Consider the following 22397-nt stretch of genomic DNA (forward strand, 5'->3'; position numbering starts at 1 on the left):
TATAACGAAAAGAGGCCACACCTCAGCTGTGATTTGTTGACCCCAGAAAGGGCTCACGTTGAGGATGGAATATTAAAAAGACATTGGAGAAACAAGGAGGTTATGACGGAATAAAGGTTTTTTTAGGCATTTACAGAATGCATAAAAAAGCAAATCCGACAACGGTGTAAACCTATTATCGGATTAATTATGCTATCTGACCGGATTAATCCTGGCAGGTTGCTCCTCAGCAGAGCCTGATTCCGCTTCATCCGATGATCAAATGTAAAGCGATTTTAGGATTAATAAAAAAGTGTAAATTTATAATCGGATTACCAATCCAAACTGTAAACTTTTTTTAGGACGACACAAGCTTCAGGCTTACTCCCGGAGCTTTCAGGGGAACTTCTTGAGATTCGGGAAGCATATTCGAAAGTTCAGGACTTACATTCAGAAGCTCCTGAAACGAGACGAGATGTTCTGCCTGAGAAAGAGGCAATTCTATTTAAAAAGAAGAAGTACGCTATCCAGTCCCATAAATTACTCCTTGATCAACCTTTGAGAATAAGTTAATCCATTCTTGCCCGTTATCCGAATTATATATACACCGGAAGATTGATTTGCTAAATCTACTTGGTGACTGAAACCTGACATTATTAATTTATCATGGACATCAAATACCTCCCAACTTGAGTTTTCTTCCAGATGTACTGTGTTCTTTGTGGGATTAGGAAAAATATTGATAGCTGGCTCTTTTTGATCATGATTAATACCCAACACGCAATCATCAATCCATTCTGCGGTAATATCTTTATGATAATAAGTGTTTGCAAAATCAACATCTGGAACGCAGATTGATTTTAAACTTGGCATATTTCTACAAAATAAAGAATCAATATTTTCATTATGTGAAAAATCCAGATACTCAAATTGATTTTCATCACATTTCACATACTGAAGGTCTATATTTCTCGAAACATCAAGATGACTTAGTCCATTTGAAGAACAACCCAATACTATTAATGACAAATTATTTGAAAGATCAAGATGGGTTAATCCATTTAAAGAACAATCAAAAGCAACTAATTGTGAATTATCAGAGAGATCAATCGTTTCAATCGAATTTGATGCCATAAATAAATTCTTTAATTTCCTGCAACTGGACAGGTCTAATTCATCAAGATTATTTTTAAAACACCATAGTTCAACTAAAGAATCAGCCATACTCAAATCTAAACTCGTTAAATAGTTTTCATTACACACCAGCGTACCAAGTTCAAGATTACTTGAAATATCTAAAGCTGACAGCTTATTTATTGCGCAATTAAGAAATTTCAATTTCCTATTTTTAGATACATCCAGAACAGTTAGATTATTTGTAGCAACTAAAAGAGTATCCAGATTTACAAAAGCCTCTATTCCTGTCAAATCACTAATATTATTACCTCGTAACTCAAGAAATGTCACTTTCTCAGCTTCCGAAACCTGAATTTTCTGATCATTATTTTTATCAGATACATATAACGCTATTTTCCAAAAATTCGGATCAGGAATATATACATCTTGTGCCTTTGCACTCTTAATAAAGAGGGTAGCAAAAAAAAGTAGTAATAGTAATAATCTTTTCATATTAAAAAGTGTAAAGTTTTAATTAGCTCCTTTTCCGCGTGCTTATATAAGTTTAAAATCTTCGTGTTAATATCATACTTACTCCAATAATTACAAAAGGAATTATAAAAGATAAAATCCAAATTGCTGTAAAAAGTATTTTACCTCCCACTTTAAGATCCTGAATTGGTTCTTTTTGAATGACCGCTTTAACCTGCCCTATTAACTTCTGTTCATTTTCTGAAATCTCATATTTCCCGGGAGTCATATACTTACTGAAAGCCTGTATATTTTTTCCTATCTCATCACGGACAAGCCAGTATTCTTCATTACTAAGTTCATCAAAGCTTTTATTAATGTTAATTCCTTTATCCAGCACAGCTTTCTTAGTCTTTTTCAACTGGGACTGAGCAAATAGCTGAAACATTAAAAAACCTGGAACAAGCATCAAAAAATAAGATTGAGAAGTAATGGAATAGTAGAATAGAGCACCAATGGATAAATAGCTGAATATACTGCCAATAAGCTCACTTCTTTCGAAAAACAGACATTTGATAAGTCGTCCTCCATCCAAAGGTATTATTGGGAGCAGATTAAAAAGATTTATAAAAATCATAGAATTAGCAGTATTCAGCAAAAAGTCATTATTATTTGCCAAGGAAAAGTAATATAATACCGCACCTAGCAATACTCCTGGCAAGGGTCCTGCAAGCAAAATGACTGCGGATTGCTTTTGAGAGATCTGGTCTTTTGTACCCGAAACAAATGCTCCGAAAAATGGAACAAAGAACATTGACACATCCTTATAATTGTAAAACTTCATTGCAGCGAAGTGTCCCAATTCATGAAAGAGAAGCACACCTGCTAATACTAAAATGTACGTCAGATCCCAGTCAAATACAAGATAGGAAGCGCCAATAAACAGAAGTGCGCTTGCAAGTGAAGGCAGTAATGATTTAGCGGCACTTTCCTCTGTTGGTTTGTCTGGATAAACCTTGACATTAGTTTCTGAAGTTATCAAGCTTTCTTGTTCTTCCATACAAGATCTATTGTTATATTAAAAAAATTTAATCAAGGCTCAATACTCATCGTCAATAACGGTACCACCTTCACATTTCCATGCTGATCCTTTCTGAATTTATAAGTATAGTTGTAATGAGTTTCCAGCTTGCTTTCATTAGGAAGACCATTGATCAGATAGATGTTTCTTTCTTCTGCAAAGCTTATCAGCTCTTTCAAATAAGGAGCTGAGATCTGCCCTACCTCATCTATGATACAATGAACCTTAAAATTCTGAGCTGTCTTCTCTGTTGACTCCTTAATGAAAACATTTAACAATGTGATATAAATTACTGCCTTGACAAGCATATCTGTTCCTGTAGAACCAACTCTGTCAATCTTCTCAATCCAGCCTGTATCGTTCTTTCCTTCTTTAATTCTGAACCTCAGCTCAAACAAATCCTGAACTTTTATCTCATCATAATTTTCTTCACTGATGGTCTTTTGAAGATCATTTAACAACTCTACAGACTTCTTATCAATCTCTGACTTGGCTTTATTCTCCTGATTAAACAGATTGGATTCTCCATATAGGAAAGGATTCTGCTCTCTGAACTCGGCAATCTTCTGAAGCTTTTTCAAGACCTTGTTTTCACTGTCTTCAGACTTCAGCTTTATGTATTCGATCAGCTTAGAACTTTCAAAAGATGCTCTTCCAAAGTCAGCTTCCATTTTGCTGATCATTCGGTTGATACGGCCTTTATGGTCTGTGAGTGCCTTAACTTTTGTGGCAATAGCGTCAATCAACATCCCATGGTTTTTTGCTACTTCTGCAATAGATGTCTGGATCTTATTTTCATTGTAAAACTCTTGCAGGTACTCAGCAAACCTTTCGTATTCAAATTCATTTGCATTTGTATTGATACGGAAATTCAAATGGTTTTCCGGACGGAAACGTCCTGTAAACTCGGTAACCTTGTTTCTGAATTTCTCAAACTGTCCATGATACTCTCCGTCATTGGAGAACAGCTGAGAACAAAGCGCTGTTATACCAAGGTCAGAAGGCATCGCAGTGGCAGGTTCTATCAAATGACGCAGACGTTCAAACAAAGCCTTTTCTTTAAAATGCTTTTCAAAATAATCCAGACCATCTGAATATTTTTTAAGCTCTTCAAGGAATTTAGAACTTTCCTTTTCAAGTTGAATTTTATCTTTATCAAACGACTGCTTTTCTACACTGAAATCCTTTTCACATTGTTTTATCTTCTCATCAAGGATTTCTTTTTCTTTATTAAAAGATTCAACTTTATCAAACAGTTCTCGCTTATCCTTCTTATAGTCATTGACAAGCTCAGCGTTCTTTTCTATCTCATCAAGACCTTGTTTAATGCTTTTTATTTCATTCTCCAGAGTCTTAATCTTTGAATCATCAATACCTTTATTCTTTAAGCTCTTGGATTTATCTTTCTGTAATTGCTCTCTCCTTTCGTTGAGTTCTTCTAACTTAGAGTCTTTTGATTCTTCGAGTACAGCAGCTTCATCATCATAATCTTTCTTCGCTTCGCTTAACTGATCTGCTTCCTTATTTTTCAATAGCTTCAATTCGTCTTTGAGTGATTCTGCAAGACCTTTCATTGAAGCATTGATTTCAGCTAATTCTTTTTTTAACTCTTCCTGAAGCGTATAAACTTCTGTCAGATCCTGCTCTCTCTGAGATTCAGCTTTTCTCTCCCAATCATTTAGATCAAGTGTGAATTGCTTCTCCTTTTGTTCATCCTGCTCGGCATCGTAATCCAATTGAGAAAGTTCATTTTTGAATTGAGCACTCTTCTTTCCAATGGATGCAAGCTTAGATTGCTCTTCTCTTGCCTGTGCTTCCCTGAAGTCAAGGAAGTTCTGATTCAACACAGATTTTTCTTGCAGTAAAGTTGATTTCTCCTGCTCATATTCTTCAAGAGATTTTGAATGAATCTTAACATTAGCAAGATCAAGCTGAATTCCATAAAGACTATCCAACTCCTTTTGAATCAATTTAGGATTCAAATCTTTACTGAAGAGTAATTCTTCATTACAAACCTTCCCTATTGTTTTATGCCATTCAGGATAGTTTTCCTGCAAGAAGCCAAAGAATGCATTCTGATGCACAGAAAGCTTTTCTTCAATTGCTTTGATCTTTTCATCTATTAAAGCTATTTCTTCTTTATTCTTCGAAGTAAATTGCTCTGCTGTTATCTTGTTCTTTTCTTTTATATGTTCGGCTTCTTTTCTCAGAGACTCTATCTCTCTGTTCTTAATTTTTGATTGAGCCTCTCTGTCCAGTCGTCTCTTCCCTATCTCGTCAAGGTTTTCTTTTATAAGAGCAATCTCTCTTTCAAAGTACTTCTTCTTCTTGATTTCCTTTTCAGAAAACTCTGCTTTCTGTTTATCCAGTTCTTTCTTGTGAAGACGTCCTTTGAATTGATCCGTAGCAGAAGCATGCTTTTCTCTTAGACTATTTTCATTCTTTCTGAACTCTTCAGCCAGCTTGCTTTTCACTTCCTGAAACTTTCTTTCAAGGGACAGTCCCTGACTGGCAATCATATTCAGGAATTCCTTTTTTTCATTTTCAAGACCATCGAATAAAGTTTTATATTGTTGTTCTACGTCTTTGAAACCAGCTGTCAGCGTTGAATACTCTGTTTCCCTTGCTTGCAGACTGGCTAAAAGCTGTGCTTTCTCATCCGCCTTCTTCAGCAAATCTTCAATGCCTTTTCCCTGATACTCCTTTTGCTTTTTATCCGCTTCTTTAAGCCTGGATTTAATAGCTCCGATTTCCTGATTGATTTCTCCCTTCTTCTCCTGAAAGGCATTTTCTTTCCATTTAAAATCCTTTGTAAGCGCCTCTGCCTTTTGCCTGAAATTTGCAACCTGTAATCCTAATAAGTCCTTCTGCTCTGTTGCATATTTAATTGCACCTCCAAGTTCTGCTGCAAGAGCTCGTTGTTTGGTTTTAAGATTTTTTATCTGCGAAAAATTATCTTTAATCAACTCTCCTCTTTGAGCATTCTCTTTTCTGAAGAATGTCTCGATATCCTGGTATTTCTCTGTAAACTGACGCAACTGACGCTCTACAGTCTTCAGTTCAATATTGGTATGTTTGGTGCTGATTGAGTTTGCAATACATTCTTTCACAAACTCTGCCTTTATAGAAGCTTCAGAACTCAGAAAGATTGAAGTAATAGCAAGAGGGATGTTGTGATAATTGCTATTCCCTTTAAGTAATGCAAACTTTTTATAACGCTTATCCGGGTCGGCGCCATAGATTATATTTCTATACCTTTCAAAGGTCTCTATCTGATCACTATAGTATAATTTATTTTCATTAAACCTTGTCAGCACTTCTTTGGGAAGGACTGCTTCATTGTTGACGATATACAGATCTTTATTAAAAGGGCTTTCAACAAAACGGAACAACAGTTTATTATGCCTGTAAATCATTACATGGAACATACCTTCTTCTGTCAGAATTTCATATATGATATATGAATTCGGATATTGAAAATAATAATCCTCAAATGACTTCTGGGAACCGGAAATACCCAGGCCTCTGGTGTTCGCACTGTAAAAGAACAATATAGCCCTTTGCAAGGTAGTCTTCCCCATATTATTGGTTCCGACAAAACATGTATTACCTGCGATCTCAGCGCTTGAGTAATCTGTATTTGCAATGTTGATAAAAATGATCCTGTTAAGAATTCTTTTGCTCTCCATCGTCATCAATTGTTATAAGGGAAATAATTGTTTCCAGGTAATGTATAGCATCCATTACCTTGTATGTATCTTCGTCTTCCTGTTCCAGGAATCCACCATTGGCCAAACTGCCCGCTACATCTATCACTTTATCTGTCAGCTTGTCTTTCCTTGATATGGCGTATATTTTTTGCCTTAGCCTTTCATTTGCAAAGCACTCTTCTGCTATCTGAGTTACTCTGTAACGCGTGCCAGTGACAGGCTTTACATCAAGACAGGAGAAAAAATCCATCACATCGATAAAGTGAGCAAACTGCTCCAGCTTTTTCTCCATGTTTGCATTCGTTTCATCCTGCTGACTGAAATAATAATAGTTATGGCCACTTTCCAGGTGATAGCCTATATGGGCAAAATATTCCTTCAGCACCCTGAAGTTTTCGTCATGACTGATACAGTCATACAACCTCGCCTGACTTCCATTTGAACTAATGAAGCTACCTTTGCTGAGGATCTGAAATATTTCTGCTGTTTGTTTAGGAACCATTTTTTTGAGCTTAAAGCTGAAAGCAAAAAGCTTAAAGCTTTATTTGTTTAAAATAATTAATTAGATAAACCTCATCCTAAATCCTTCTCCTGAAGGAGAAGGACTTGAGTGACTGGATATTATTTATTTTTCTTTTTATTGCTTATGGCTTTAGCCTTAGTTACTTTTTTCTTTCCATCTTTAAGTAAAGCAACACTTTGCAATTCATTTTCAGCCTTAAGATCTAAGTTATCAGTTTTCTTTTTTTTACTTTCAGCTTTAAGCTTTAGGCTTTCTGCTTTTGGCTTTTTACTTTCAGCCTTAAGCTTTAAGCTTTTTGCTTTTACCTCTACCCTTTCATCTTTAACCTCTTCAACCTTTTGCTCCATAGATTGAATTTTCAACTCTTCACTTTCGGCTTTAAGCTTTACGCTTTCAGCTTCCGACTTTTTACTTTCTACTTTTAACTTTTCACTTTCCGCTTTCGGCTTTGCGCTTTCAGTTTTAAGCTTTCCGCCTTCCGCTTTCGGCTTAATCAAAGCATATCCCACTTTCTGCTTCTGACCTTTATCATTAATCAACTCTATAAAGCCAAATTCATCTGTGATATCAAGTTGAGAGTCATAGTCTATGGAGATACCGACATATAAAGAAATTCTTTTCTCAAGACTTAGCTCACCAATTTTTTCGGGGAAATTATAAGATTGAACAAATTGAAATAAGTCAACATTTCCTGTTTGAAACTTTTCTACAAGTCCAGCAATATTGAGGCTGGCAGACTCTTCTTTGTAGGTCTCATAAAAACCATCAGACATTCTGCCTGCGGGCTTTCTATCTGTATGCCTTAGTAAATGAAGCTTGGATGCTACCTTTTGTGTAAGTGCAGTACCTTGATCTGAATAAAGGAAATCAATAGACAACCTTGATTTTAAAGGCACACGTTTACGGAACATTAAAGCATTTGTTGAAGCAACAACATCAACAAAGTTGGTTTTATACTTTAGTTCTTCGTAGTCTTTTAATTCTTTAAGACGCTGTATCTTCCTGTATATCTCAGCCTGGTATTGAATCTTGTTAATATAGTCAATGATCTGGGCCTGAATTTCATTCAGATAATCGCGGTTTCTGACTAATGTATATCTTAAATCAAGTATGATAGAGCTCAGCTCTGCATCAACAATTGTATTAAAGAAGCCCTGTGCATCAGAAATGATCTGCTCTGTTTCTTTGATAAGATTGATGATATCATCCCGCTTTCTCTTGTATTTATCAAGCTCCTGAAGCTTTATCAGGTAATTACCCTGATTCTTATAAGCTTCATCAATGTTCTTATGAAGCTTTATTACTTCCCTTGATGTTGTGGAGTTGATCTTCTTGAGTGACCTTTTAATATTCCGAAGAAACCTTGGATTACTATCAATTCTATAATATTTCAGATTTTCATTGAGAGACTGAATATTATCATTGATGAAGCTGGTAGTAACTTCCCCTATTTCAAGAACTTCCTCAATAAAAGTGATAATACGGTCATCCAGACTGATGATATTATTGTTTTCGTGAATGATTTCGTAAATGGCCAGCTTTTCCAGCTTTTCATCACTCATATCATCCCGGGCGAGGATTTCTGACTTGTTTATGGATTCTTTATTTCCAAAAAGCATTTCTATAACCTCCCTGTTTTGGTATAGGAGGTTGATGAGGTCTTTAATGCTTAAAGGTTGCTTCACTTAAAATACCTGATTATGTTTCACTTGGAGGCAAAAATCGAAGTTTTAATTTTTGCCCAACTATAAAAATACACTTTTATCCCGGACCATTGAAGGAGAATCAAGGGAATTCTTACATTTAATTTATTTAATTTGAAAGACAAAATCATCTCACTGATTATCAATAGAAAAATAATTTAAAACCGAATAAAATTTCTCTTGGTAATACTTTTGTCTATTTTATGCCCGCTTGATAAAAATTAAACCTGAATAGCTTATTCATGGGTCTGTCAGGATTCACTTCTATTCCCCACTTAAAACAATTCATGATAAAAAAACTTTATTTATTGTAAATACTTTCCATGAATTTGAAAAAAATCTTTGGGGCTATTTTAACTTTATTAGGAGCCTTTACCCTATTATACGCCGCATATACCTTTATCAATAATAAAAACCCTGAATGGAGAACACTAATTGTATGTTCAATAATTGGCCTATTATTTTTCTCTTCAGGAATAGGTCTGATTAAAGGACTTAAGGATGATAATTAAGTAAATATTTTTCATTCACTTGATTAAGTCTGATTCAGTAAAATCTATAATTTCAGAAGAATCACCGCGTACAAAACATTTTTAATTTAAAAATGCTTTTTTTCAAAACAACCACATTTATATCATAAGATTATGACAAGACAATTACTTCGCAGAAAAGGTATTTACCTTTCTTGCATTATATTTTTCCTGTTCAATTTAACCAGGCTATATGGACAACAAGTAAAGCTACCGACAGATACCACATTCAGTGAAAATTTGAGTAAGAATCCTGATAGGGATCTGTACCCTGGAGAGGAGTTTGATATTTTCTTTGAAATGACAGGTTTTCCTCCTGGTACTATATATATCGCTCTGATGCATAAAAGCGATGAAGAGATCACCATAGGTGGAACTACAACTGGAAGTCCGATACACGCTAAGATCCCTTGGGATGCTGTTCCTGGAAACTATGGAGTAAAGGTAGTCGCAGCGACCAGCCTTCCTGGAAGATCTAAAACTATTATTATCAGAGATTCTCTGAACTATGACATAAATAAATGGACATCTGTTTCAGGAAACGAAGCAGGCAAATTGCAATTTACAGGAGCAGGCGAAAGAGTAGCTGTTTCCAAGCCTGTAAACTTCTCTACCGGAGGATTTATTCAGGTAGATTTCAAATGGCTTCAAACGAATACTACTGCGAATTCAGATGTCTATATCGAATACTCTACCGACTATGGTGCAACATGGCAGCAAGGAACAAAACTTTCACCTGCTGTGAATTACGATAAATTCATGTTATATGATTTTCCGGCCTCTGCAAATTCAGACCATACACTTGTTCGTTTTAAACAACCAAATTATGCAGCAGGGACAGATGGTTGGAAAATAGATCTCATATTATTGGATGAGCAAGGCAACACTATAATGCCTAACTACTATGAAAATATTCACTTTGCAGTACTAGGTCCTGGTATCATTCTTAATAATCCTGATTCAAGGACAATTTGTGATGGACAGGCTACAACTTATAGCTTCACAACAAGAGGAACATTTCCGGAAGGCAATGTTTTTACTGCTCAGGTATCCGATAAATTAGGAAATTTTGATAATCCGATAGATATAGGAACATTATCTTCAACAACCGGTGGAACGATCAATGCAACATTCCCTGACAACCTGCAAGCAGGGAACCTTTATAAAGTCAGAATTATTGCAGTTGCAGGCGGAAAAAATATCAGTGCTTCCGATGCATCTCCTCACCTTGAGCTAGGGGAATATTGGAATTCCACAATTACCAAAGATCAAAATATACTTATAGCGCCCGAAGGTACAAATTACCAGTGGTACAAGGATAACCAATTAGTTGATGGAGCAACAGGAAAAACTTTTGAAACTAGCTCTTCAGGATATTACTCTTGCAAGGTAACCGGAACTGACGGGTGTTCTTATATTACCTCTGCATTTGGAGTGGGGATATTAGGAAACTATAAAAAATTGGCAGCAGAAAACTTTACTTTGTTTCCAAACCCTTCAAACGACAAAATTACGCTTACTTCATTAAATACACTTCAAGGAGAAATAGAAGTAAGCCTGCATACCTCGACTGGTGAAAAAGTATATTTTCAAAAAATTTATCTTAACCAATCAACTTTAGATATAGATCTTAATGGATTTAAAAGAGGAGTTTATTATCTGATGATCATTCATGATGATGAACGGGTCTATAAACCAGTCTTGAAGCTTTAATTAATACAGTTAATACGGAAAGCCTTGATTATATGGCTTTCCGTATTTTAAAAGAACGGACTTCATTAGAAACATAGAATCACTTACCTTTTGAACTCTTTTGGTCATTTCATAAGATGACTTCCGATTTCCCTGAAAACTGGCTAAATTGTATCCAGATTTAAGGTTTTCAGTAGGATGAAAGTATCAGGTAACGGAAAAGAAAAAAAGAAGAAAAAAATCAAGCTCACTCTTTTTGCACGTGTACTTATTTTTATCATTCTGTTCTGTGCTGCATTTCTAATCTGGAATAAATTCAGATTCCTTTTGAATAACCAACCTTTCCTGGACAATAAGAATTATCCGCTTGAACTGGATTCCATCAATACAATTAAGAAAAAATTGTATAAAAAAAGAGCTGGAAAAGCTGAGCTGGAAAAGAATTTCCTTAGTCTGATCAATAAAAAGGTTTTCCCTTATTGGTATGGCACCAAATGGGACTTCAATGGCACAACTGAAACACCTAATGAAGGAAGCATAGCCTGTGGATACTTTGTAACAACTGTACTAAGGGATATGGGAGTACCAATCAAAAGAAGCAGAATGGCCCAATGTCCCTCGGAAGAGATGATTAGAAGTCTCGTCTCAAAAAAGAATGTTCATCATTTGTCTGGCCTTGATATTAATGAATTTGAAACGAAGTTGAAGCTGTTTGGCAATGGATTATATGTGGTTGGATTGGACAAACATACCGGATTTATACTTCTATCAAGCAATGGGAATTACTTTATTCATTCCAGTGGCATGTATCCATTTCAAGTTGTAAAAGAACCATTATTAAAATCAGGTGTACTCAGTAAATCAAACTACAGAGTCGTTGGTAAACTAAGCTCTGATGATATTTTTCTGAGAAAGTGGGTAAAGACCAACCGGCCTCGAAGCTGAAATTAATCGGCTATCAATTAACTATCTCCTTTTTTTCGGTTGAGGCTGCATTATCGTTTTCCACAGGAACTTCTTTAGACTTTGTTTCTTCCTTTTTCCCATCTTTCTTTATCTCATCTATCGTAGGAGGAAACTTTTGCTTTTCTTCATACTCCCATGCTGACTGATGTCTGTTACCTACAGGGCTAGGTGTTATAATTGGTAATTTTTCATTCTTTGAATTTTCTTTCCACATTGGATCATATTCTTTAGATAAAATATTTTCAACATATCCTCTTAATATGGTCAGATCTGATGGCGAATATAATACACTTGCTATTTTGAAAGAGACATTATACTTGATCAATTGAAGACAATGATCTCCGGTAATAAAACGTACCCATCCATAAGGGCTGATACATGCAACTGTCAAAGAAGAATGTTTTCCTTGATCATAATCATCATTTACAATTTTTAAGAGACTGGTTATCTGCCTTGAATCATTTTCCTCAAACGGTTGATCATCAAGTTTTGCTTTACCGACGAGGTTGTTCATTTTACTTTCTAATGTGCTTACGCGGTCCTTTACTTCAATATACTGGGCTATGCCTTTTTCATCTTCATATTGCAAATCGATATCTTGTTTAGGATGTGCTCCTGCAAATGGTAAGGTGCGGGGCCTCATTTCTCCCATAACCACCGGTTTTCCTTCTATGATGCGTTTCTCATCGAGAAGAATAGACAGTGCCTGAAGCTCTGCAAGTATGCCCGAATACGCTCCTTTTTCAGAATTATCTTTAAGCTTAAGTAAATGTAGGATAAAACTTTTTTTATCAACAAGATCGCGTAGGTAGCCTAAAAAATAACATTCTTCTGTCGTAAGAAATAAAGCTTTAAGGAATTGTGGCGAAATATCATTTCCTCCTGTATCTGCTAGTAGAACGTTAAAATTATGCAGTATTTCTGCACTTTCAATCCCCAGCTCTCCCAATATTTTATTAAATTTATCCCAACCCGCATTCTTAATTTCTTCTTCAAAATTCCTTCCCGATTTATCAATCTTTTCAACTTTCTTTTCTTTCTTAACTTCATTATCTTTAATTAAAGTTGCTATGTCAATTTGTTTGATCACCTCTATAATTAAAGTCTCGATTGCGCCAAACACTTCAGATGAAACACCTTTTCCAGTAATCAGATTCTTTTTTATAGTAAGAATGTTTTTTTTGCTGAGCTTTGTCTTAAGGCCATTAAGTTTTATTCTTGCGCCCCTGCATGTCGGACTTCCGATAATACCACAATCTTTATTAGTAATATAATCTTTAATCTCCTGCAATGCGTCAGTAAGATATCGGGTTAAAGCATCTGCATCATCGGTTTTAAAGTCATCTTCAAATCTTTGTATTACCAATGGAGAACTAGTTAATGTGTTAACATGTCTCTGCACAGTAGACTTCGGCCCTGCTCCTGTCTGTTGCTGTACATGAGTAAGTTCATGAGCCACCAGTTCCTGTCCCTCCTTACTCTCTGGTTTAAACTCTCCTGATTTAAAAAATATATCACTTCCGGTTGTAAATGCTTTGGCCTGTATTGTTTTATTCAATTTGTCGGAATTATTATCTGTATGAATTTTAACCTTGCTGAAGTCCGCACCAAATGCATTTTCCATTGGAGTCTTAACTGAATCAGGCAATGCACTTCCTCTTCCTCTTGAACTTTCAATTTTACCTTCAACATCTGATTCAGGTTCGCTTATTTCATCGGGTCCAGCCATTTTCATTATCCTCTGAGAAACCTGGGTATTCCCACTAATCGCATTTATATTTTCTGAAGTAGTCCAATCATTTGATGGATTGGTGATTTTATTTACCACACTTTTAGCTACATTATCTGCTTCCTGCTCATATTTATCATTTGGCTGCCCTACTGTAAGTTTCGGCTGAATCATAGGATAAGTCATTCCCATAGAACTTGCCACCTGCATACCATAGCCGTTATTTTGTAAATGATCACTTCCATGCCTAGACAACTTTCCATAGTCTTGACTGACCAATGAAGATTTGGTCTGTATAGATACATTTCTTTGTAAAGAGATATCCTTTTGAACTTTTTCAGAAGACATAGCACGTATTGAGGAATTAAAAATTCCGTTAAGATGATAATAAAATTTACTGGAAAGCCATGAGAATAATACACCTTAGGGACACCTGTATTATTCTGTTTATTAATTGAGAATGAAATATATAAAATAGATTTCCTAAAACAAAACAATACTATTTCATCCTAAAGATTGGCGCTTATTTTGACTTAAAAGAAAAAGGGACTGTTTTAATAATAATCAAAACAGTCCCTTTTAAAGAATAATTTCAAAATCCTTTTTTATTCCATCAACCTTCTCAATATTTTACCAACATTGCTTTTCGGTAGTTCTGTTCTGAACACGATATGCTTAGGTACTTTATAAGACGTCAGATATTTTCTGCAATGCTCTATAATTTCTTCTTCTGTAAGAGATGGATCTTTCTTCACGATAAATGCTTTTACCGCTTCATTGGTTTTATCATCCGGAATGCCTTTCACTCCTGCTTCCAGTATTTTAGGATGCATACATAGCACCTCTTCCACTTCATTTGGATATACATTAAATCCGCTCACCAGCACCATTTCTTTCTTTCTGTCAACTATTCGGAAGAAACCGTCTTTATCAATAGCAGCCATATCGCCTGACTTAAACCATTCACCCACCATAACATTAGCAGTTTCATCCGGCCTTTGCCAGTAGCCAGCCATTACCTGCGGACCTTTGATCCAAAGCTCTCCCGGCTCATCTATGCCTACTTCCTGACCGTCATCATTCATCACCTTCATCTCAGTACTTGGAATAGGCAAACCGATCGAACCGAGTCTCATTCTTCCATCAACAGGATTTACGCAAGCAACAGGAGAAGTTTCGGTTAGACCGTATCCCTCAGCAAGCTTAGTCTTTGTTACCTCTTCCCACTTCAGAGCAACTGGTTTCTGAACCGCCATCCCACCGCCGACAGTCATTTTAAGACGCGAGAAGTCTACAGTCTTAAAAGCTTCCTGATTTAAAAGACCATTAAACAAGGTATTTACTCCAGTCATCAATGTGAACGGATACGTTTTAAGCTCTTTGATGAAGGCTTTCATATCTTTTGGATTGGTGATCAGGATATTTTTAGCGCCATATTTCATCATTACCAAAAGGTTTGCAGTTAATGCAAATATGTGGTATAGCGGAAGCGGCGTGATCACAACTTCTTCTCCGTCTTTCAATACCGGCTTAAACCATTCATAACTTTGAAGCATATTAGCTACAATGTTTCTGTGAGTAAGCATGGCACCTTTAGATACTCCGGTTGTTCCCCCTGTATATTGTAAAAAGCAAACGTCAGAACCTTTAAGCTCTGGCCTTGTCCATGAAGAACTTTTACCCAGTTTCAATGCATCATTGAACTTAACCGCTTCATGAATATTAAAGGCTGGCACCATCTTTTTAACATACTTAAGCACGAAATTCACGATAGCTCCTTTAAAAGCTCCCTGCATATCTCCTACTTGCGTTATGATTATGTTCTTGATGTCCGTATTTTTCCTGATAGCCTCCAGTTTATCGGCAAAATTGGCAAGGATCACAATCGCTTTGGCACCTGAATCTTTAAACTGGTGCTCCATTTCGCGCTCAGTATAAAGAGGGTTGGTGTTTACAATCGTTAGGCCAGCTTTGATAGCTCCGAAGATTACCACTGGATTCTGTAAAAGATTCGGCATCTGAATCCCAATTCTATCCCCCTTTTTCAGTTTTGCATGGTTCTGCAGATAAGATGCAAACTGAGTTGAATATTCATCGAGTTGCTTAAAAGTCATGGTCTTACCCATGTTCACAAAACCAACAAGATCCCCGTATTTTTTAACACAATCCTCAAAAAAATGCAGTACCGAAGCATAAGCATCAGGATTTATTTCCGGATTGACCTCCTTCGGGTATTGGTTTAACCAGGGTTTACTTGCCATGACAATATCTGTTTAGTAGTTATTTGTAAAAACGAAATCGGAATATAACAGGTTTATACGGTTTGAAAAAATATTCCGTAACAATGATAAATTATAAAGTTTTCAACAAGAAAAATTCTAAAGCTTCTGAAAATTAAAGGGTACTAATTCCCTGCTTAAAAATCATTTTTCTGTAGTTCCAGCTGCAATGGATCTGGCCATTTTATTGAAAATAAAATGATGAAAAGGCAGCATCAGATACCAATATAACCTTCCCGGTAGACCTTTCGGTCTAAAGGTTGCTATCTGTTGCAGGAAATTCTTCTCATTGCGCCGAACAAACTTCCACTCAAGCCAGGCTTCGCCAGGCACTTTCATTTCGGCAAATAAGAGAAGCCTTCCTGCTTTTCTATCCGAAAGAATAACTCTCCAAAAGTCAAGCGCATCACCATTGTTCAGACGATTAGGGTCCCGTCTCCCCCTTCTTAAACCGACACCACCAACGAGTTTATCCATCATGCCTCTGATTTTCCAGAGCCTGTCTGAAGCATACCAGCCATTTCGTCCTCCGATGGACCAAAGTTTATCTTTAGCATCTTCAATATCGGTTTTCAATTCTGTCTCCTGTTTGTCTCTAGAACATCCGAACATAGGAACCTGAATCAGGTCCATCATTGAATATTGAGCCTCACTGCTGACAAAAGAATCTTTCCAGCTTGATACAACCATATTTTCCTCAATCTTTCTGAAGGCCGTCTTCACTGATTCTTTGTAAGTGATTGGCTGAATGTTTAATATTTTTTCCAGCTCCTTATCCTTTGCCACTACATCTATTTTCATGCTTTCTACAAGGTTTACAGCAAGATTATAGGAAGTAGACGTGATGAAATACAGCCAATATGAAGACAAGCGCGGAGTCATAAAAGGAACATTGATCATGTACCGTTTTAAATGCCTTACTTCCGCATACTGTAGCATCAGCTGTTTATAGGTCAACACTTCAGGTCCGCTGATATCAAATGTTTTATTGAGACAATGTTCATTCAACATTACACCAGTAAGAAACTTTATAACATCTCCCACCCCTATAGGCTGGATTTTATTATTTACCCATTTAGGAGTGATCATTATCGGAAGCTTCTCTACCAGATCTCTTATGATTTCGAAGGAAGCACTTCCTGAGCCCACAATAATACCGGCGCGCAGAACGGTCAAGGGTATTTTAGATTCCCCTAATACACTTTCCACCATCTTTCTTGATCTAAGATGAGGAGAAAGAACTTCTTCATTTACGATACCGGTAAGAAAAATAATTTGACGGGCAGAGCTGGCATCCATATAGTTGACAAAATTATGAGCAGAGGAACGTTCTTTGTCTTCAAACTTTCCAATAGAACCGGATAAAGAATGGATAAGATAAAATGCTACATCAAAATCCAAAGGGGCACTATTAATATCTACAGACTTTAAAAAATCCACTTCGAATACGGACACTTTATCCTTATATTTATCATAGGTGTCAAGCCTTCTCCGGTCACGGACACAGCAAATCACTTCATGTCCTTGCTCCAGCAATACAGGTAAAAGTCGTTTTCCTATATATCCGTTGGCTCCTGTTAATAATATTTTCATATTCCCTGCAGTTCTTATATGAAGAACAATGATGATTCCGATTAAGTTAAAATTTGCCTTTTCAGATAAAGTTTTTCATAAAATTGAAGCTTTCAATTCAAATCTCCGAGATTTGTAACCCAAAATTCCAAGTTTATAATTCGAATTTGCATGCTTGTAATTCGAATTTACATGGTTGTAATTTGGATTTCCTGGCTAGAAATTTAAATCTCCTGGCTTTTGGCTAAAAAGGTAAGATTATATATGAAAAAAATGGTAAGTAACAACCTAGATTCCTTAAAGATCAGATGAAAGATCGAAACACCATACATTCCTTTGAAAAGTTCCTTGGCAAATCCATTTCCGATATTAAGTATATCGAAACTAAATTTCATTATGACATATCCGGAAACTGGACAAATGTTAATACGGATGATTTCGTTCTTCATTCACCAGAATGGGAAATTACTTTTTCAAATGGAGAGAAATGGTTTGTAACAAATCCATTTGATAACTCTGATAGATTAGCTATTCCTAATATGCTCAAACTTGAAAGCTTTTCTATAGCTAAGCCGGATGATAAAATACACAAGGTTCCTTATGAATTTGGATGGAAAGATATTCTTGGCCAAGAGATTAGAGGAATCAGGTTTTATAACGTTACTATCAAAACCAAAAAGCTATTTGGATTTTCATCGAGTAAAAAATACAAGCATATTCAAATTATTGAATTCTTTTATACTAATCACTCATTCTGCATCACTGCAATGAATGGAGACATTGGCCATTCCAACTTCTATCCTACAGGCGTTTTGTCTGGAAAGGTTGGATTTTTCTTTAACAAAACTATAGTTGATAATATCACTGTTTTGGGAATTACAAAAATTGCGAATCTAATTCACCAAACTTCTGTGAAAAAATAATTATATCTGTTAGCTTTAAATAGTCAGTGTAGCTTACTAATGAAAAAAACATTATCAATATTATTTACATTGTTTTCTGTTACCGTCTTTGCTCAAACGGCTGAAGAATATCTTCAAAGCGGTCTTGAGAAGCACAACAAAGAAGACTATTCAGGAGCTATCAAGGATTATACATTAGCGATCAAAGCTGACAAAAAATCAAAAACGGCTTATTTCAATCGTGGAGCTTGTGAACTAGCATTAAAGAACCTGGAAGCAGCCATGGAGGACTTCAACAATGCTATTGAAATTGATCCTAATTACCCTGATCCTCATTATGGCAGAGCAACTGTGTTTGCTACTCTGGAAAGATACAAAGAAGCACTGGCTCCCCTTGATAAGGCAATTGAGCTCGATCCCAAATTCCCAAATGCCTTAAACTTTCGTGGACAGCTACGTGCTCAGACTGGTAATAAAAAAGGAGCTTGTGAAGACTTTATAAAGGCAGATAAGCAAGGAGATCTGAAAGCCGGTATTTACCTTGATAAATATTGCAATACAACTCCCAGACCTAAGGAATCTTTTATATTAAACTGGCCTGAAGATGAGCATTGGGTCACAGGTAACAGCCAGGAAGATGATCAGGTAAAAATAACTGAACTTATTCACGCTAATGAATCTATGGACAAGTGGACAGAGATGGGCTATATGAGTTCAATAAAAAGCGCACGAGTACTGTCTGTAGAAAAAGCGATGAGCATCTTTTACGATCAGGCCAAAACAGAAGCACCTAAAGCAAAATTGACACTAATAGAGCAAAGTGACTCCACAGCCCAATACCCATGGATTATTTTTACTATTGAAGCTCCGGAATTCATTAACGATCATAATCCTGAATCCCAATTGTGGTACGTTGTGCTGGGCAATCAATCATTGTATGCGAATTTTATAGCGGTGAAAGAAGCTTCTTTTCCCAAAGACAAAAGACAAAAATGGATAAACTTTTTTAAAACTGGGAAAGTGGTTAGTAAACCATAAGTTACCCAGTTTTACTTTAATCATGTTCGAGATCTTACTACCCTGCTTATAGCTTTCTTATTTTAACTGTTGATATCATCAGACATCCATGTATGAGAAACAGCAAGATCCACAATATCATCGGCAGTGAAAGCAGAAGTAATGGAAAATACGAAACGATAAGCACTATGCTGAATGGAACAGGCATGCCTTCAAAATACTTTCCATTACTTAAGGTACCTGTAACATTGAATCTAGCTAATCTTAGAAGTCCTGCAGCTATATAAAAAACAAGAATAGCTACTTCCCAGACTGAAAGTTCCTGTAAATAAATAAAAGCAAAAACAACAGGAGCAACAATAAAAGTAACAATGTCACATAGTGAATCAAGATTTTTACCAAAATCAGATGCCAGGCCATATTTCCTTGCCACTCTCCCATCAAAGAAATCCAATATGCCACCAGCAACTATTAATCCTGCTGGAAATAAAGCATTATGGTTTTTGATACTTAATATAATTGCAAGCCCTCCACAAATTCCATTTCCCAAAGAAATCCAATCAGGTGTGCGTATAAAATTGAATATATTGTTGTTTTGCATTAGTAAGCTTTTTATGTTTTATTTCACTTCAGTAATTAAATCAAAATTACCATTATTATAATCTAATCTGCAAGTTAAATATTTAGGATCTATCTCACCGCTCAGCACCGAATAACGGTAAGTCTGGGATAAATTATAACTTGAGCCGTTCTGCGTTAGCATTACATCATCAGCAACTATGTCATCAGTTGAGTTATAAAAATCTACATATATTTTAACATGATTGTCATTGATTCTTGTGATGATCACTTTATCATTTACATTTAGGCCGTAGGTCCCCAGCTGGTTTTCATAACTACCTAATGCATAAGCACCTGACACCTTCTTTGCATAGTTGACATCAATATCTTCAACAGTGCACCCTGAAAGGGTAAAAATAACAATAATGGGATTGACAAGAGTATTCTCATTTTCAAAAAGTTTAATATTGCCCAATATTAATTAATTTGAAACTCATGACAAAAACGGAAAATCTTTGATAATCACAAATGATTATTTTCCATTTTTAAACAAAAAAAATATCTTTAAGCTTATGATAAACTTTTATTCCAAAATCAGCAATTTCTGCTTTGTCTGGTGTTTAATGGTTTTAATTTCATGCAATGAACAAAAGAATCAGGCACCAACAGAAACTAAAAACATTACGACTTTAAACATGATCACTTCAGATAGTATTAAGAATTTCAAATGGTTTCACGAGCCTAAACTATGGAAGGTAACTTCAGAAGGATTATTGATTGAGCCAGATTCCGGATCTGATTTCTGGCAAAGAACACATTACGGATTCAGAAATGATAATGCTCATTTTTTATACAAAGAAGTTGAAGGTGATTTTGAGATGATTACAACTGTATCTTTTTCTCCCAAACACAGATTCGACCAGGCTGGCCTGTGCATACGTCTTGATGAAGATAACTGGCTGAAGACTTCAACAGAATATGAAACAAGTGAATTTTCACACCTCGGGGCAGTAGTAACGAATCTTGGCTATTCAGACTGGTCAACGCAGGAAATCCCGGCAGATATAAGAAAAGTTGAATATAAAATTATCAGAAAAGGCCAAGACTTTGAAATTTATGCAAAGTATGGTAAGAAAAATTTTCAGCAGATAAGAATTGCTCATTTGCACAAGGAAGCTCCAAAGATCAATATAGGTTTGTATGCTTGCAGCCCTACGGATAGAGGTTTTTCAGCTTTGTTTGAAACATTTGAGATCAAACGGAATAAATAAGCAACAGCAGTAAAACTAACTTCTAGGAAGTTTCATTCTTGAAAAACAACTGATAGTAGTGCATCTGGCGTCCCTCATCATATCCCCTTTCTATGAATTCTTTGTTGCCATGAATGTAGACATGAAAGTTCTTGTCCAGCTTTAAGATGCTTTTAAATATCTTCTTATTGCTTTTAAAAGCACCATTGGAAATATTAAACTCATCGTATGTATTTACCTGATTCTTTTCCTGAAACTCTTCTTTGTATGTATTAAAAGCATTCACCATAGACTCTTCACTTCCCATAACTTCTGCCTGAAACTCATTAAGGTTAAAGACTTCCTTTTTGGCAAAATACTGCACGGACCTGTTCATCAGCTCAATCTGATCAGCTTTGCTTACCTCATACTCTTTAGCCAATACATCATTACAAAACTCTTTGGTAAGTTTCATTAAATTCTGAGTATGGAAGTAATTATCTTCATGTTGTTTAATCTTAAGAAAATCATTCTTCCAGTACTGTGCTTCCTGACCTTTATTGGTATTATCGACCACACATATTTTATATCCTTGTTCCCTATTGGTATTAAAGATTAGACAACCCTTATCAAGCTTGTTAATGTTTATGCCCTGCTCGTGTTCAATTTCAAAATTATCAGTTTCCTGAAATATGCGGAGATAGGTATCTTTATTTTCAGATTTAAACAAACCGATTGCATCCATTGAGTCTCCGTTCACCACGCAGTCTGCAAAGTAGACAAGATAAAACTCTCCACCCTTTATATTATGATGATTTGATTTATCATAAAGATGTTTGGATATGTTGATGGTCTGAAGATAGAAGCAATCAGGATCATCAAAAATCTTAGAGGCGTAGTTATAAATTTCATTAAGTGCAAGTTCTGTATCATGGAAAAAATTGTAGAAGAGTTCACCTTTAAAGGGTGATAAAAAATACTTCATCAGGAGTTCTTTCACTATTGATTCTCTGAAAACCAGAGGACCTTTTGACAATTTCATCCCTTCTTCCTGAAGACTGTTTCCGATATTATGGACAACGATATTATGTAACTTAACTTCTGTAAAATCAATCATTTGATCATCCTTGGCTTCGATTTAAAATTAAGCCAATAACGAATTTAACGATTTCTGATGAAAGGGAAAAGGGAAATTTCGTAGAGACGCCATGCATGGCGTCTCAGGCTTTGTGATAATCAGCAGATTCATATATTAATGAAGATATTATCCTACTTGATCGGTAATTATTATTTTTGAAGTCGTTGATAATGATTTATTTTTACTCTTTTACTGAGAC

Annotated in this window: 16 protein-coding genes; 5 read left to right on the forward strand and 11 right to left on the reverse strand. The window is 35.8% G+C overall.

Features of this window, described 5'->3' with window-relative positions:
- Positions 1-519: 519 nt before the first annotated feature.
- The 5 genes from K350_RS31445 to K350_RS0117615 form a co-directional block, all read right to left on the reverse strand.
- On the reverse strand, positions 520-1608 hold the full coding sequence (locus K350_RS31445) for a T9SS type A sorting domain-containing protein (RefSeq protein ID WP_028981026.1): 1089 nt from the start codon (positions 1606-1608) through the stop codon (positions 520-522).
- Positions 1609-1660: 52 nt separating this feature from the next.
- Positions 1661-2626 (reverse strand): site-2 protease family protein, encoded by a 966-nt coding sequence (locus K350_RS0117600; RefSeq protein ID WP_028981027.1) that lies wholly within the window; start codon positions 2624-2626, stop codon positions 1661-1663.
- Between the two features lie 32 nt (positions 2627-2658).
- Positions 2659-6336, reverse strand: coding sequence for an ATP-binding protein (locus K350_RS0117605; RefSeq protein WP_028981028.1), 3678 nt, complete (start codon positions 6334-6336; stop codon positions 2659-2661).
- Positions 6314-6859, reverse strand: coding sequence for a condensin complex protein MksE (locus tag K350_RS0117610; protein ID WP_028981029.1), 546 nt, complete (start codon positions 6857-6859; stop codon positions 6314-6316). Before K350_RS0117610 ends, K350_RS0117605 begins: the two co-directional genes overlap by 23 nt.
- Before the next feature lie 119 nt (positions 6860-6978).
- Positions 6979-8565: a hypothetical protein gene (locus K350_RS0117615; RefSeq protein WP_028981030.1), complete on the reverse strand. Its 1587-nt coding sequence runs from the start codon at positions 8563-8565 to the stop codon at positions 6979-6981.
- Between the two features lie 662 nt (positions 8566-9227).
- On the opposite strand from K350_RS0117615, the gene K350_RS0117625 reads away from it, so the two are divergent.
- Entirely contained in the window at positions 9228-10826 is a 1599-nt protein-coding gene (locus K350_RS0117625; RefSeq protein ID WP_028981032.1) for a T9SS type A sorting domain-containing protein, read from the forward strand.
- Between the two features lie 177 nt (positions 10827-11003).
- Positions 11004-11750 (forward strand): hypothetical protein, encoded by a 747-nt coding sequence (locus K350_RS29380; protein WP_051313279.1) that lies wholly within the window; start codon positions 11004-11006, stop codon positions 11748-11750.
- 13 nt (positions 11751-11763) lie between these two features.
- Here the strand turns inward: K350_RS29380 and K350_RS31450 are convergent, their stop codons facing one another.
- The 3 genes from K350_RS31450 to K350_RS0117645 form a co-directional block, all read right to left on the reverse strand.
- The gene (locus K350_RS31450; protein ID WP_028981033.1) at positions 11764-13848 is read right to left on the reverse strand and encodes an eCIS core domain-containing protein; all 2085 of its coding nucleotides are present in this window, start codon (positions 13846-13848) and stop codon (positions 11764-11766) included.
- A 257-nt stretch (positions 13849-14105) separates the two neighbouring features.
- Positions 14106-15761, reverse strand: coding sequence for an AMP-binding protein (locus tag K350_RS0117640; RefSeq protein WP_028981034.1), 1656 nt, complete (start codon positions 15759-15761; stop codon positions 14106-14108).
- Between the two features lie 162 nt (positions 15762-15923).
- Positions 15924-17372, reverse strand: a complete 1449-nt coding sequence (locus tag K350_RS0117645) for an SDR family oxidoreductase (RefSeq protein WP_028981035.1) — start codon at positions 17370-17372, stop codon at positions 15924-15926.
- Between the two features lie 287 nt (positions 17373-17659).
- Between K350_RS0117645 and K350_RS0117650 the strand changes: the two genes are divergently transcribed.
- Together K350_RS0117650 and K350_RS31455 are read left to right on the forward strand one after the other, a co-directional pair.
- On the forward strand, positions 17660-18274 hold the full coding sequence (locus K350_RS0117650; RefSeq protein WP_028981036.1) for a hypothetical protein: 615 nt from the start codon (positions 17660-17662) through the stop codon (positions 18272-18274).
- A gap of 39 nt (positions 18275-18313) precedes the next feature.
- Positions 18314-19291 carry a tetratricopeptide repeat protein gene (locus K350_RS31455; RefSeq protein ID WP_051313281.1) on the forward strand — a complete coding sequence of 326 codons (978 nt, stop codon included), beginning with the start codon at positions 18314-18316 and terminating at the stop codon, positions 19289-19291.
- A gap of 46 nt (positions 19292-19337) precedes the next feature.
- Here the strand turns inward: K350_RS31455 and K350_RS0117660 are convergent, their stop codons facing one another.
- Complete coding sequence (locus K350_RS0117660; protein WP_028981037.1) at positions 19338-19871, reverse strand: CDP-alcohol phosphatidyltransferase family protein; 534 nt, start codon at positions 19869-19871, stop codon at positions 19338-19340.
- 18 nt (positions 19872-19889) lie between these two features.
- A complete protein-coding gene (locus K350_RS0117665; protein ID WP_028981038.1) occupies positions 19890-20306 on the reverse strand; it encodes a hypothetical protein in 417 nt (138 codons plus the stop codon).
- Positions 20307-20403: 97 nt separating this feature from the next.
- On the opposite strand from K350_RS0117665, the gene K350_RS0117670 reads away from it, so the two are divergent.
- Positions 20404-21102, forward strand: a complete 699-nt coding sequence (locus K350_RS0117670) for a DUF1349 domain-containing protein (RefSeq protein WP_211236762.1) — start codon at positions 20404-20406, stop codon at positions 21100-21102.
- Positions 21103-21124: 22 nt separating this feature from the next.
- On the opposite strand, the gene K350_RS0117675 is transcribed toward K350_RS0117670, so the two are convergent.
- A complete protein-coding gene (locus K350_RS0117675; RefSeq protein WP_028981040.1) occupies positions 21125-22177 on the reverse strand; it encodes a nucleoid-associated protein in 1053 nt (350 codons plus the stop codon).
- Positions 22178-22397 lie beyond the last annotated feature (220 nt).

The sequence above is a fragment of the Sporocytophaga myxococcoides DSM 11118 genome, from assembly GCF_000426725.1.
GTDB lineage: Bacteria > Bacteroidota > Bacteroidia > Cytophagales > Cytophagaceae > Sporocytophaga > Sporocytophaga myxococcoides.